We start from the raw sequence: 14,230 nt of genomic DNA, 5'->3' as shown, positions 1-14,230 counted from the left end.
GGCAATAAAGTCAGCGACGCTGATTATATTGCCACTAAGCTTTTCGACAAGAGCCGAGCCCCGGTGCCGGCCGGCCGCCGTTCACAACTCCTTGCGGCGCGTCCTCTTCAGCTGGTAGAGCGCGTCGAGCGCGGCTTTCGGCGACAGCTCGTCGGGATCGAGCGCGTCGAGCATTTTCATCGCCGCCGACGGCACGGCCGGCGCGAACAGCAACAGCTGCGGGGCGGCCGCGGCCGGCGGCGCGACCGCGGCGCGATCCTGCGGCGGCCGGTTCTCCAGGGTCTGCAGATGTCCGCGCGCGGCGCGGATCACGCCCGGCGGCAGGCCGGCCAGCGCCGCGACCTGCAGGCCGAACGAGCGGTTCGCCGGTCCTTCCTTGACGTTGTGCAGGAACACCAGCTTTTCGCCCTGCGCATCCGTGTACTCGGCGGCGTCGAGATGCACGTTGGCGATGCCCGGCAGCAGCTCGGCGAGCGCCGTCAGCTCGAAGTAGTGCGTGGCGAACAGCGTGAAGGCCTGCACCTCGGTGGCGAGGAACTCGGCGACCGCGCGCGCCAGCGACAGGCCGTCGTAGGTCGAGGTGCCGCGGCCGATCTCGTCCATCAGCACCAGCGATTCGCGCGTCGCGTTGTGCAGGATGTTGGCGGTCTCGCTCATCTCGACCATGAAGGTCGATTGCCCCGAGGCGATGTCGTCGCCGGCGCCGATGCGCGTGAAGATGCGGTCGACCGGGCCGAGCGTGGCGGCATCGGCCGGCACGAAGCAGCCGGCGTGCGCGAGCAGCACGATCAGCGCGGTCTGCCGCATGTAGGTCGACTTGCCGCCCATGTTGGGGCCGGTGATGACCAGCAGGCGGCGCGTGTCGGAGAGTTCCAGGTCGTTCGGCACGAAGGGCTCGCGCAGCGTCTGCTCGACCACCGGATGGCGACCGCCGCGGATCGACAGGCAGGGCTGCGCGACCAGCCGCGGCCGGCACCAGCGCAAGGCGCGCGCGCGTTCGGCGAAGCAGGCCAGCACGTCGAGCTCGGCGAGCGCCTGCGCCATCTGCTGCAGCGCCGGCAGATCGGCGGCGACGCGATCGAGCAGGGCCTCGTACAGCTCCTTCTCGCGCGCCAGCGCGCGGTCGCGCGCCGACAGCACCTGGTCCTCGAACTTCTTCAGCTCGTCGGTGATGTAGCGCTCGTAGTTGGTGAGCGTCTGGCGACGCGTGTAGTCGGCGGGAATCCTGGCGGCGTGCGTCTTGCCGACCTCGATGTAGTAGCCGTGCACGCGGTTGTAGCCGACCTTGAGCGTGTCGATGCCGGTGCGCGCCCGCTCGCGCGCTTCGAGATCGACGAGGAAGCCGTCGGCGTTCTGCGCGAGATGGCGCAGCGCGTCGAGCGCGGCATCGAAGCCGGCGCGGAACACGCCGCCTTCGCGCGCCAGCAGCGGCAGCTCGTCGGCGAGCGCGGCCTGCAGGTGCGCGCCGAGCCCTTCATGCTCGCCGAGGCGGCCGATCAGCTCGTGCAGCAGCGGGGCCTCGACCTGCTGCAGGGCCTGGCGGACCGCGGGCAGCGCGGCGAGGCTGGCGGCCAGGCCGGCGAGATCGCGCGGCCGCGCCGAGCGCAGCGCGACGCGCGCCAGGACGCGCTCGACGTCGGTGACATCCTTCAGCGCCGCGCGCAAGCGCTCGTCGCCGCTGCCGCGCGGCTGCGCGTCGCCGAGCGCGGCGACCGCGTCATAGCGCGCGTCGAGCGCGGCGTGGCTGCGCAGCGGCCGCGTCAGCCAGCGCTGCAGGGCGCGCGCGCCCATCGCCGTCACGCAGGAGTCGACCACGCGCAGCAGCGTGTGCTCGTGCTGGCCGGACAGGGCGCGGTCGATCTCCAGGTTGCGGCGCGTCGCCGCGTCGAGGATCAGGGCCTCGCCGGTCGTCTCGACGCGCAGGCCGCGCAGATGCGGCAGCTGCGATCTCTGCGTCTCCTGCACGTACTGCAGCAGCGCGCCGGCGGCGGCGATCGCCGCGTTCAGGCCTTCGGCGCCGAAGCCGCGCAGATCCTGCGTGCCGAATTGCTCGATGAGCAGGCGGTAGGCGGAGCCCGCGTCGAAATGCCAGACCGGCCGCGTGCGCGGCTTGAAGGCGTCGTAGGCGCCGTCGAAGCCGTCCGCGGCCAGCAGCTCGCTGGCCTGCAGGCGGTAGAGCTCGGCATGCAGCTCGCCGAGTGAAGCCGTCTGCAGCACGCTGAAGCGGCCCGAGGACAGTTCGAGCCAGGCCAGGCCGTGCTGCTGATCGACCGCGGCGACGGCGGCGAGCAGCGTCTGCGCGCGTGCGTCGAGCAGCGCGTCGTCGGTCGCCGTGCCCGGCGTGACGATGCGCGTCACCTCGCGCCGGACCGGCCCCTTCTCCGCGCCGACTTCACCGACCTGCTCGGCGATGACCACGGATTCCCCGGCCTTGATCAGCCGCGCGAGATATTGCTCCAACGAGTGGTACGGCACGCCGGCCATGACCACCGGCTGGCCGGCCGATTCGCCGCGCGAGGTCAGCGTGATGTTGAGCAGCCGATGCGCCTTGCGCGCGTCGTCGTAGAACAGCTCGTAGAAATCGCCCATGCGGAACAGCACCAGCGTGTCCGGGTGCTGCGCCTTGATCGACAGGTACTGCTGCATCAGCGGCGTGTGCGCGCTGAAAGGCGTGGACGTCATCGCGAGCGGGTGGCGGAAGCGGGCAGGGCGGGATTATCGCAGGGCTGGCGGCCGGGCGGCGATCCGGCAGAATGCCGGCATGACGAAGACTGCCATCGGACGGCGCCGGCGCGCCCCGCGTTCGCCACGCGCCTGCAACGCCGGACCGGCGTGATGCGGGCGGCGCGCGTGCTCGGCCTCGTCCTGCTCACGCTCCTGCTGCTGCTGGCGTCCGCGTGGGCGGCGCTCGCGCTGTGGTTCCAGGTGCCCGGCACGGCGCGCCTGGCCGCGGTGACGGCGTGGACCCTGTTCGCCTTGCTCGTGCTGCTGTGGCTGTGGCGAGCGCAGGCCGGTCCGGCACTGCTCCTCTACGTGGCCGCGTTCGCCGCGATCCTCGTCTGGTGGCACGGCATCCGTCCGTCGAACGCGCGTGTCTGGGCCGACGACGTCGCCGAGCAGCTGTACAGCGAAGTGGACGGCGACCGCGTGACGCTGCACAAGGTGCGCAATTTTGTCTGGCGCACCCGCGAGGACTACGACGTGCGCTGGGAAACGCGGCAGTACTCGCTGTCTGCGCTGCGCTCGGTCGACGTCGTGCTCTCGTACTGGATGGGGCCGGCGATCTCGCACACGCTGGTCTCGTTCGGCTTCGCCGACGGCCGCTATCTGACCTTCTCGGTGGAGATCCGCAAGGAAAAGGGCGAGGCCTATTCGGCGCTCGGCGGCTTCTTCAAGCGCTTCGAGCTGAACCTGATCGCCGCCGATGAACGCGACATCATTCGCGTGCGCAGCAATGTGCGCGGCGAGGACGTCTATCTCTACCGCGTCGCGATGCCGCCGGCGGCGATGCGTTCGCTGTTCCTCGCGTATCTGGCCGAGGCCGAGTCGCTGCGCGCGCGGCCGGCCTGGTACAACACGGCGACCGCCAACTGCACGACGATCGTCTTCGAGATGATGCGGCACATCGTCGCCGGGCTGCCGCTCGACTATCGCCTGCTGCTGTCCGGTTACCTGCCCGAATACCTGCATAAGGTCGGCGGTCTGACGCCGGGCTACACGGCCGCGCAGCTGCGCGGCGCCGGACGCATCGACGAACGCGCGCGCGCCGCCGACTCGGCGGCCGACTTCTCGCAGCGCATTCGCGCCGGCGTGCCCGGCGTCGACGCGCTACAGTCGGTCGCGCCCCCGCCCGTCGAACCGAAATGAACACCGCATCGTCCGTACGCCAGCCCACGCTCTTCATCCCGCACGGCGGCGGGCCGTGCTTCTTCATGGAATGGAATCCGCCGCACATCTGGGACCGCATGGCGGATTTCCTGCGCGGGCTCGCCGCCACGCTGCCGGCCCGGCCGCGCGCGGTGCTGCTGATTTCGGGACACTGGCTGGAGCCGGCCTTCACCGCCGGCAGCCACCCGCGGCCGCCGCTGATCTACGACTATTACGGCTTCCCCGAGCACACGTATCAGCTGCGCTACGACGCGCCGGGCGATCCGGCGCTCGCCGCGCGGGCGCGTGAGTTGATTGTGGATGCGGGTTTGCCGGCGGACATCGACGCGCAGCGCGGCTATGACCACGGCGTGTTCATTCCGCTCAAGCTGGTGTTGCCGGATGCGGATGTGCCGCTCGTGCAGCTGTCGCTGCTGAACAATCTCGATGCCGCCGCGCATCTGGCGGCCGGCCGCGCGCTGGCGCCGCTGCGCGACGAGGGCGTGCTGATCGTCGGCAGCGGCATGAGCTTCCACAACATGCGCGCCTACGGCGATCCGCGCTTCGGCCCGGTGTCCGACACCTTCGACGCGTGGCTGACCGGCGCGGTCGAGGCGGCGCCCGGCGAGCGGGAAGCACGGCTGGCGCGCTGGGACCAGGCGCCGTCCGCGCGGCTCTCGCACCCGCCGCGCGCCGAGGAACACCTGCTGCCGCTGATGGTGGCCGCCGGCGCGGCGCCGGCGGGCCGCGGCCGGCGCATCTTCAGCGACCGCGTGATGGAGACGACGATCTCCGGCTACCGCTTCGACTGAGCCGCCGGCAGGCGATCGTATAATCCGCCGCTTTCCGTCACCGATGGCATCCCCGTGAGTCCCCCAAAAAGTGCCGTGGGCGCGCCGAACTGGCGTCCCGATTCCTGGCAGCAGAAGCCGGCCGCGCAGCAGCCGCACTATCCGGACGCCGGCGCCCTGCAGGAGACGCTCGCGCAGCTGGCCACGCTGCCGCCGCTGGTCACCTCCTGGGAGGTCAACAATCTCAAGCAGCAGATCGCCGCCGCGCAGCGCGGCGAGACCTTCGTGCTGCAGGGCGGCGACTGCGCCGAATCCTTCGCCGACTGCCGCTCGGACGTCATCGCCAACCGCCTCAAGGTGCTGCTGCAGATGTCGCTGGTGCTGGTGCACGGCATGCGCCGGCGCGTGCTGCGCATCGGCCGCTTCGCCGGCCAGTACGCCAAGCCGCGCTCGGCGGACACGGAGAGCCGGAACGGCGTGACGCTGCCGAGCTACCGCGGCGATCTGGTCAACGCGCCGGCATTCACCGCCGCCGCCCGCGTGCCGGACCCGCAGCGCCTGCTCGAAGGCCACATGCGCTCGGCGATGACGATCAACTTCGTGCGCGGCCTGATCGACGGCGGCTTCGCCGACCTGCATCACCCGGAGTACTGGGACCTGAACTGGGTCGCGCATTCGCCGCTCGCCGCCGACTACCAGAAGAGGGTCGACGCGCTCGGCGATTCCGTGCGCTTCATGGAGACGCTGGCCGGCGCGCCGATCGGCGATTTCTCGCGCGTCGACTTCTATACCTCGCACGAGGCCCTGCTGCTGTGGTACGAGCAGGCGCAGACGCGCCAGGTGCCGCGCTCCGAGGGCTGGTACAACCTGGCTACGCATTTTCCGTGGATCGGCATGCGCACCGCCGAGATCGGCGGCGCGCACGTTGAGTACTGCCGCGGCATCCGCAATCCGGTGGGCGTCAAGGTCAGCCCGTCGATGACGACGGACTGGGTGCTCGAGCTGTGCCGCGTGCTCAATCCCGACCACGAGCCCGGCCGCCTGACGCTGATCCACCGCATGGGCGCCGACAAGATCGGCGATCACCTGCCGAGGCTCATCGAGGCCGTGCGCGGCGCCGGGCACACCGTGCTGTGGATGTGCGATCCCATGCACGGCAATACCGTCTCGACGCCGAACGGCCTGAAGACGCGGCCGTTCGACAAGATCATGTCCGAGGTCGAGCAGGCCTTCGCGATCCACCGGGCCTGCGCATCGCAGCTCGGCGGCGTGCACCTGGAGCTGACCGGCGAGGACGTCACCGAATGCACCGGCGGCGCCCGCAACCTCTCGCACGAGGACCTCGAGCGCGCCTACAAATCGCAGGTCGATCCGCGCCTCAACTACGAACAGGCGCTGGAACTGGCGATCAAGATCGCGCGCGTCGCCGGCTGATTCCGGCCGCTGTCGCGTCGGCATGGGTGCGGTGGATTACGCGCGGCTCGCGTTTCGAGCAGCCAGCCGCTGTCGATGCCGCGCGGCAGCGCCCAGGCTTTGCCCGGGAAATCGCCGGGGAATACATGGAAGTTTCGCGTCGCGGCGCTGCCGCGTCGACCCTGCCTACGCGGCGGCGCTCGCCAGCGCGCCGGGCCGTGGTGCCGGCGCGGACGGTCGTGTCGCCGAGCGGCGCAATGCGCAATGGCGAAGGCGAGTGGATTTACCCGCAGTACGGGACGCAGGCCGGCTGGATGCTCAAGCCGGCCGCCGCGCGCGAGGCGCACTCAGGATTCCTTGCGCGCGTAGCGCTCGCGCACGTGCTGCGCGATGTAGGTGCTCAGACCGCGGCCGGCGGCGGCGAGCGCCTGCATCCGCGCCACCGCGCGCGCGCCGGGAATGCGGTCGTCGTAGACGTAGGTGTCGCCGTTGGCGAAACGCACCTTGATGTAGCCGGGCCCGCTCTCGTAGGCGCGCACGCCGGAATGACCGTTGCGGTTGCGATAGCGCTTCATGCCGCGACTGCCTCGTGCGGGGCCTGTCGCTTCGACCGTCAATGCGCGTGGGAGTGCCCGCTGCGTGGCCACAGGGTCGCGATCCATGCGCGTCCGCCGCGACGCAGCAGCGAGGCGGCATAGAGCGCGAGCAGCGCCGCCAGCGCGATCTGCCGCAGCCGATCCGGCGGCGGCGCGACGGCGAGCGCCGGCCACAGCGGCGGCATGACGAAGGCGGCGACCAGCAGCAGGGCGAGGACCCGGGCGACGCTGCGGTCGACGAGGTCGATCGCGAACAGCCTGAGCGCGCGGCGCATGTCGCCGCGCGCGGCCGCGAGCGCGGCGAGCAGATAGGCGCCGAGCAGCCAGGGCGCGGCGCGCAGGGCGAGCTGCGCGGCGATCGCGAAGAAGCCGGCCGCCGGCAGCGGCTCGTCCTCGAGCGCGGTGAGCGCGATCAGGCCGGCCAGCGCGCAGAGATTGCCGCAGCCCTCGTAGCGCGAGGGCGGCGCGCTGGCGTGGTGCTGGCCGTCGAGATGCGGGCGGCCGAACACGACGTGCAGGATGGAGCCGGCGACCAGCGCCTGGAACCAGGCCCAGCCGGTGCTGCCGAAGGTCGCGCCGAGCGTGCCGCCGAAGACATAGCCGGCGACGGTGCCGGCGCACATGCCGGCGATGGCGGCGAGCGGCGGCCAGCGGCCGAACACCGGGAACAGCAGCCACCACACCATCAGGCCCACCGGCACGCTGTGCACGGCGACCGCGAGCGGCAGGGCGATGCCGAGATGCTCACCGCCGCCGGCCGACAGCGCGACGCCGTCGCCGAGGCTGTGTACGACCAGGCCGAGCATCGCCAGCGCCAGCGCCGCCAGATGCGCCTCGCGGCGCGCGCGGCTGATCCAGTGCTCCATCAGCGTCGGGCCGAGCAGGCCGGCAACCAGGAAGGGCACGCTCCACGGACCGCCGGCGCTGAAGGTGCCGGGCACGACCTCGAGGAGCACGAGGCCGAAGATGCTGACGAAAAGAAAACCGTCGAGGAACGTCAGCAGCGCCGGGCGGTGGCGCGCATACGCGTACAGCAGCGGACCGCAGGCGAGCGCGGCGAGCGTGGCAATGAGCAGGGCGAGATGCATGAGGCCTGTGGGCGCAAGGGACGTCGCCCGTCCGGTGACGTCGATCACGGTCATTATTCCATGCTCGTCAAGGGGTCATGTCCGGCTGCTACAGTGCGGGCTGTCGCCGGGGAGTCCACATCATGAAAAAACGCGCGCTGCCGGCGGCGATCGCGCTTCTGCTCGCGATCGCCGGCGGCTGGTTCTATTGGCACCGTCAGCACGACGGCTTCGACTACGAAGCGGTGTTCGAGCGGGCCGGCGCCGACGCGGGCGGGACCGCCACGCTTGTCGATCTCAAGGCCATCGCCGGCAAGGACCGGAACGCGGTGCGCGACCTGCTCGGCGAGCCGCAGCGCTGCGAGACCGGCGAATTCTCCGAGCGCTGCCGCTACGCGCGCGCCGAGATCACTTACATCGCCGGCAAGGCCGACTGGATCACCGTGACCATGGGCGGTGACATGCAGCCGCTGCTGCCGCAGACGCTTGCCGCGCTCGGCCTGCCGGTGCGTGATCCGGACGAGGTGAACGAACACGAGAACATCTGGCGCGACCTCGCGGGCTACCGCGAGGTGCGTCTCGTCGGCGGCGACCAGGGAGCGATCTATGCCCGCATCAAAGTCGCAACGCTCTGAGCGCCGGCGCCTGCAGGGCTTCGCGCGCGGGCTGGCCGCGGCCTCGCTGCTCGCGGCGACCGCCGCCGCGGCCGACGAACTGAAGCTGCTGCGCATCACGCCCGAAGGCCGCGACGTGCCGGCCGAGAACCAGATCGTGCTCAGCTTCGACCGCGCCGTGGTGCCGCTCGGCCGCATGGAGCGCGAGCCGTCCGAAGTGCCGGTGACCATCACGCCGGAGCCGGGCTGCCACTGGCGCTGGATCGATACCGAGAATCTCGCCTGCCATCTCGCCAGTGACGCGAAGCTGCGTGGCGCCACCGAGTACGTCGTGCAGGTCAAGGCCGACGCCGCGTTCAAGGCCATCGACGGCAGCACGCTGGCGGCGCCGGTCACGCAGCGCTTCGTCACCGAGCTGCCGCGCGTGCAGTACGCCAGCCTCGGCGAATGGCAGGGCCCGACGCAGCCGGGCGTGCGCGTGCGGTTCAACCAGCCGGTGACGGCCGCCTCGGTCGAGCGCGCGCTGAGCTTCGACGGTGCCGCGGTGCGCGCGCTGCCGGAGTACTACGACGACGACACGCCGTTCTGGACGCCGGACGGCGAGGCACGCCAGCTGTGGCGCGTCGAGCCGCGCGCGCCGCTCGCCGACGATCAGGACTACGCCCTGCGCGTGCGGCCCGGCCTGCGCTCGGCCTTCGGTCCGCAGACCGGCGACGAGGCGCGCGACATCGAGAGCCTGCGCACCTTCGCCGCGCCGCGCCTGATCGGCCTGCGCTGCAGCGACGGCAAGACCACGAAGCTCGTCGCGCCCGGCATGCCTTGCGCGCCGCTGGAAGGCGTGTCGCTCGTCTTCAACGCGCCGGTCGCGGTCGCGCAGCTGCGCGATGCGCTCAAGCTGGCGCCCGATCCGCGCGCGGCGATCCGCGATCCGCAATACGACCCTTGGGCGAACGCCGGCGCCGGCGACGAAGCCGAGGGCGAGGACGGTGCGTCGCCCGCGGCCGCGCACCGCTTCAGCGGCGACCATCACGGCGATACGACCTACGACGTCCGCCTGCCGTACACGCTCGCCGCGGAAACCGAGTACGCGCTGAGCCTGGCGGCGACGCTGAAGGACCGCTTCGGCCGCACCTTCGACCGCGAGTCGCGGCTCGGTTTCCGCACCGGGGCGCGCACGCCGCGCCTGGTGTTCGAGCACAGTCCCGCGGTGCTGGAGAGCGGCGTCGATTCCGAGGTGCCGGTCGTCGTCACCAATCTCGAGCGCCTGCAGCTGAAGGCGCAGCGCATGACGGCGGCGCAGCGCGACGACGTCGACAAGAGCGTGCCGGCCGGCGGTCCGCGCAATCTCGCGTTCGCGATGCCGCTCGGCATTCGCGAGCTGCTCGCCGCGGGCAGCGGCGCGCTGCGCGGCGAGCTCGGCAGCACGCCGTCGACCACGGCCAGACCGCTGCCGTTCTTCGCCGAGGTGACGCCCTGGCAGGTGCACGCCAAGTACGGCAACAGCAACCTGCTCGTGTGGGTGACGGCGATGGCCGAGGGCAAGGGCGTCGCCGACGCCGATGTCGCGGTCGTCGACGGCTGGGACGGCGCGGTGAAGGCGAGCGGCCGCACGGATCGCGAGGGTCTGGCGCTGCTGCCCGGCGGCGGCGAGCTCGACCCTGCGCTGCGGCTGCAGTACCTGTCGACGACCGGCGATGCGCATCAGCCGCTGATGCTGCGCGTGTCGCGCGGCAGCGATGTCGCCCTGCTGCCGCTGGCGAGCGAATTCCAGGTCGATACCTGGCGCGCCTCGCGCGAGCAGGTCTCGGAATGGCGCCGCGCGCGGCACGGCCACCTGCGCGCCTGGGGCACGACCGCGCAGGGCGTGTACCGCGCCGGCGACACCATCCAGTACAAGTTCTACGTGCGCGATGACGCCGAGCGCGGCCTGAAGCCGGCGCCGGCCAGCGCCTACACGCTGCGCATCGTCGATCCGACCGGCACCGTCGTGCAGGAACGCGAGGGCCTGGCACTGTCGGCCTTCGGCGCGCTGGCCGGCGAGCTGAAGCTGGCCGCCAGCGCGGCGGTCGGCTGGTACCGCTTCGAGCTGGTGCCGGCCTACGCCAAGGACCTCACGCTCGAACCGATGCGCGTGCTGGTCTCCGATTTCGTGCCGGCGCCGTTCCGCGTCGCCGCCGAGTGGCGCGCCAAGAGCGCCGCGCCCGGCGACGCGCCGGTCGCCGCCTTGCGCGCGACCCTGCACGGCGGCGGTCCGTTCGCCGACGCGCCGGCGCGGCTCGACGCGCGCCTGCAGTCGCGCGGCTTCGAGCCGGCCGATCCGCTGGCGCGCCGCTATCGCTTCGACACCTGGCAGAGCGGCGGCCGCGAGGCGGCGCCGCTGCTCGACGCGCAGGCGCAGCTCGACGCCAAGGGCGAATGGAGTTCGGCGTTCAAGCTCGGCGACGCGCCGGTGCTGTACGGCGAGCTGGTGCTCGAAGGCACGGTGCAGGACGATCGTGGCCGCTCGATCGTCGGCGCGGCGCGCGTGCCGTACTACGGCCGCGACCGCTACATCGGCATCGATCAGCAGGGCTGGGCGCAGGCCGGCAAGCCGGCGACGGTCGACACGCTGGTCGTCGATCGCGACGGCAAGCCGCTCGCCGGCGTGCCGTATTACGTGAAGATCGAACGCAAGATCACCAAGGGCGCGCGCGTGAAGGGCGCCGGCAACGCCTACATCACGCGCTACATCCAGCAATGGCAGCGCATCGCGACCTGCAAGGGTCGTTCGAGCGCGGAGGGCGACGTCTGCACGTTCACGCCGGACGCCGGCGGCGAGCTGCGCGCGATAGCCATGACGCAGGACACGAAAGGCCGTCTGCACGAATCGAGCACCTGGATCTACGCGCAAGGCGCCAACGCCGTGCTCTGGGAGGACACGCCGGACTATTCGCTCGACGTGCGCATCGACAAGGCGACGTACAAGGTCGGCGATACCGCCAAGCTGTTCGTCAAGAACCCGTTCCCCGGCGCGACCGCGCTGATCACGGTCGAGCGCTACGGCGTGATCGAGCGGCGCACCGAGACGCTGGCGACGGCGACGCCGGTGATCGACATCCCGATCAAACCCGACTATCTGCCGGGCGCCTACGTGTCGGTCGTCGTCATGTCGCCGCGCGTCGCGGCGCCGGTCAAGGACCATGTCGATCTCGGCAAGCCGACGTTCCGCATGGGCTACGCGACGCTGAGCGTCGAAGATCCGTATCGCGAGCTGCAGGTGCGGGTGACGCCGGCGAAGCCGGAGCTGCGGCCGCGCGACAGCGTGCAGGTCGCGCTCCAGGCGACGCCGCGCCACGCCAGCGGCGAGCCGGTCGAGTTCGCCGTCGCCGTGCTCGACGAGGCAGTGTTCGACCTGATCCAGGGCGGCGCCGGCTACTTCGATCCGCTCAAAGGCTTCACCCGCCTCGATCCGCTGGACCTGACCAACTACAGCCTGCTGACGCGCCTGGTCGGCCGGCAGAAGTTCGAGAAGAAGGGCGCGAGCCCCGGCGGCGACGGCGGCGCCGATCTGTCGCTGCGCTCGGTCGAGAAGTTCGTCGCGTACTGGAATCCGGCGCTGCCCGCCGATGCGCAGGGCCGCGCCAGCTTCACCTTCACCGCGCCGGACAATCTCACCGGCTGGCGCGTGCTGGCGCTGGCGGTCACGCCATCCGACCGCATGGGTCTGGGCCAGGGCTCGGTGGCGGTCAACAAGCCGACCGAGCTGCGCCCGGCGCTGCCGAACCAGCTGACGCGCGGCGATCGCGTCGACGCCGAATTCACGGTGATGAACCGCGAGCAGAAGGCGCGCACGCTGGCGCTCAGCATCGAGGCGAGCGGCGCGGCGCGCGGCACGCTGGCGCAGACCATCGAGCTGCAGCCCTTCGAGCGCCGCAACGTCGCCGTGCCGCTGACGATCGATGGCGGCGGCAAGGTGCATTTCGTCGCACGCGCCGGCGAGGGCGACCGCGGCGACGCGCTGCAGCTCGACGTGCCGGTGCACGAGCGGCCGATGACGGTGACCGCGGCCGACTTCTCCCCGCTGACCGCCGATGCGCCGCTGACGATTCCCCTGAAGCCACCGGCCGACGCGCCGCGCGCCGAGTTGCAGCTGAACTTCGCGAGCACGGTGATCGGCAATCTCGACGGTGCTTTCCGCTACATGGCCGAATACCCGTACCTGTGCTGGGAGCAGCGCCTGACCAAGGGCGTGATGGCGGCGCACTTCCTCAAGCTGCGCGATCGTCTCGCCGCGCCGCCGGAGTGGTCCGAGGCGGCGACGCTGACGCAGGCGACGCTCGACAATGCCGCCGCCTTCCAGGCGCCGGGCGGCGGCATGGCCTTCTTCGTGCCCGAGGACGAGCGCGCGAGTCCGTATCTGTCGGCCTACACCGCGCTCGCCTTCGGCTGGCTGCAGCAGCTCGGCTACGCGCCGCCGCGCGAGGTCTGGGACAAGCTCGACGCCTATCTGCAGCGCCTGCTGCGCGAAGACATCAAGGCCAGCGGCTACGACAGCGCCGAGATGCGCGGCCAGGTGCGTGCGATCGCGCTCGCCGCGCTCGCGCAGCGCGGCGAGCTGAGCGGCGACGAACTGCATCGCTACCTGCCGCAGCTGCCGCGCATGGGTCTGTTCGGCGAAGCGCTCTATGCGCAGGCCGCGGCGCGCACGAAAGGCGGCGACGACGCGCTGCAGGCGGCGGTCGCGCGCATCCTCGCGCGCGGCCAGCAGTCGGCCGGCACGCTGGCGCTCGACGACGACAGCGACACCACGGTCTACGCCTGGCTGCTCGGCTCACCCTTGCGCTCGAACTGCGCGGCGCTGTCGGCGCTGCTGGCGCGCGGCGCGGCGAACGACAGCGAGGCCGAGCTGCCGATGAAGCTGACGCGCACGATCGCGCAGGCGCGCGGCACGCGCACGTACTGGGAAGACACCCAGGAGAACGTCTGGTGCACGCGCGCGCTGATCGAGTATGCCGATCGCTACGAGGCCACGCCGCTGCAGATGAAGGCGAGCGCCGTCCTGGGCGAGCTCGCGCTCGGCAGCGTGCAGCTCGCCGCCGGCCGTTCGGCGAGCCTCGTCAAGCCGCTCGACGTGAAGGCCGCGACCGCCGCGCCGCTGAAAGTCAGCGGCGAAGGGCAGGGACGCGCCTACGTGACGACGATGCTGCGCTATGCGACGCCGCCACCCGCGGCGCCGCGGTCGGCGGGGTTGTCGGTCGTGCGCAAGTACAGCGTGCAGCGCCAGGGCCAATGGCAGCCGCTCGAAGGCGAGGTGCTGGCGGTGAAACGCGGCGAGCTGATCAAGGCCGAGCTCGTCGTCGACGTGCCGGCCTGGGCGACGTATCTGGTCGTCGACGATCCGGTGCCGGCCGGCTTCGAGCCGCTGAACCCCGATCTGGCGACGGCATCCGGTATCGGCGCCGAGGCGATGGCCGAGGCGAGCCCGGCGTACCCGTATCCCTTCTATCACCGCGAGCTGCGCTTCGACGCCGTGCGTTTCTACGCCGACGAGGTCACGGAGGGCCGCTACCAGCTGGCGTGGATCGGCCAGGCCGTCGCGACCGGCGAGTTCGCGGCGATCGAGACGCACGTCGAGCGCATGTACGACCCGGACGTGTTTGGCAACGGCATGGCGGCGCGGTTCCGGATCGGGGCCGGACCATGAAGCGAACGCGTGCAGGGAGCGTGGCGCCCCGCCTCGTCCAGCCCTCTGCGCCCGCCTCGCAGGGGCGGAGAGGGCTGCCAAGCCGTCGGTCCTGTGCGTTCCCCTCCGCCTGCTTGCGGGGGAGGGCCTAGGGGAGGTGGGCGTCGAGGTTTCGCGCCACGGCCTCCAGGAATCATGAAGCCCGATCGGCCGCCGCTCC

At 71.5% G+C, this 14,230-nt stretch carries 8 protein-coding genes; 5 read left to right on the top strand and 3 right to left on the bottom strand.

Annotation, left to right across the window (positions count from 1 at the left end):
* Nucleotides 1-81 precede the first annotated feature (81 nt).
* Nucleotides 82-2,682, bottom strand: a complete 2,601-nt coding sequence (gene mutS / locus K344_RS0115425) for a DNA mismatch repair protein MutS (protein WP_028081420.1) — start codon at nucleotides 2,680-2,682, stop codon at nucleotides 82-84.
* A 153-nt stretch (nucleotides 2,683-2,835) separates the two neighbouring features.
* Between mutS and K344_RS0115420 the strand changes: the two genes are divergently transcribed.
* The 3 genes from K344_RS0115420 to K344_RS0115410 are packed head-to-tail and all read left to right on the top strand — an operon-like array spanning nucleotide 2,836 to nucleotide 6,092.
* Nucleotides 2,836-3,867 carry an Lnb N-terminal periplasmic domain-containing protein gene (locus K344_RS0115420; protein ID WP_028081419.1) on the top strand — a complete coding sequence of 344 codons (1,032 nt, stop codon included), beginning with the start codon at nucleotides 2,836-2,838 and terminating at the stop codon, nucleotides 3,865-3,867.
* Nucleotides 3,864-4,679: a DODA-type extradiol aromatic ring-opening family dioxygenase gene (locus K344_RS0115415; RefSeq protein WP_028081418.1), complete on the top strand. Its 816-nt coding sequence runs from the start codon at nucleotides 3,864-3,866 to the stop codon at nucleotides 4,677-4,679. The genes K344_RS0115420 and K344_RS0115415 overlap by 4 nt, the downstream gene beginning before the upstream one ends.
* 48 nt (nucleotides 4,680-4,727) lie before the next feature.
* A complete protein-coding gene (locus tag K344_RS0115410) occupies nucleotides 4,728-6,092 on the top strand; it encodes a class II 3-deoxy-7-phosphoheptulonate synthase (RefSeq protein ID WP_436278833.1) in 1,365 nt (454 codons plus the stop codon).
* Between the two features lie 326 nt (nucleotides 6,093-6,418).
* On the opposite strand, the gene K344_RS0115405 is transcribed toward K344_RS0115410, so the two are convergent.
* Both K344_RS0115405 and K344_RS0115400 read right to left on the bottom strand, forming a co-directional pair.
* Nucleotides 6,419-6,646 (bottom strand): hypothetical protein, encoded by a 228-nt coding sequence (locus K344_RS0115405; RefSeq protein ID WP_028081416.1) that lies wholly within the window; start codon nucleotides 6,644-6,646, stop codon nucleotides 6,419-6,421.
* 38 nt (nucleotides 6,647-6,684) lie between these two features.
* Complete coding sequence (locus tag K344_RS0115400; RefSeq protein ID WP_157622991.1) at nucleotides 6,685-7,809, bottom strand: ZIP family metal transporter; 1,125 nt, start codon at nucleotides 7,807-7,809, stop codon at nucleotides 6,685-6,687.
* A 68-nt stretch (nucleotides 7,810-7,877) separates the two neighbouring features.
* Between K344_RS0115400 and K344_RS0115395 the strand changes: the two genes are divergently transcribed.
* Together K344_RS0115395 and K344_RS22030 are read left to right on the top strand one after the other, a co-directional pair.
* Entirely contained in the window at nucleotides 7,878-8,369 is a 492-nt protein-coding gene (locus tag K344_RS0115395; protein WP_028081414.1) for a hypothetical protein, read from the top strand.
* Entirely contained in the window at nucleotides 8,341-14,031 is a 5,691-nt protein-coding gene (locus K344_RS22030; protein ID WP_051362290.1) for an alpha-2-macroglobulin family protein, read from the top strand. Before K344_RS0115395 ends, K344_RS22030 begins: the two co-directional genes overlap by 29 nt.
* Nucleotides 14,032-14,230 lie beyond the last annotated feature (199 nt).

The sequence above is a fragment of the Solimonas soli DSM 21787 genome (assembly GCF_000474945.1).
GTDB lineage: Bacteria > Pseudomonadota > Gammaproteobacteria > Nevskiales > Nevskiaceae > Solimonas > Solimonas soli.
This window is presented reverse-complemented; position numbering and strand designations above follow the sequence as displayed.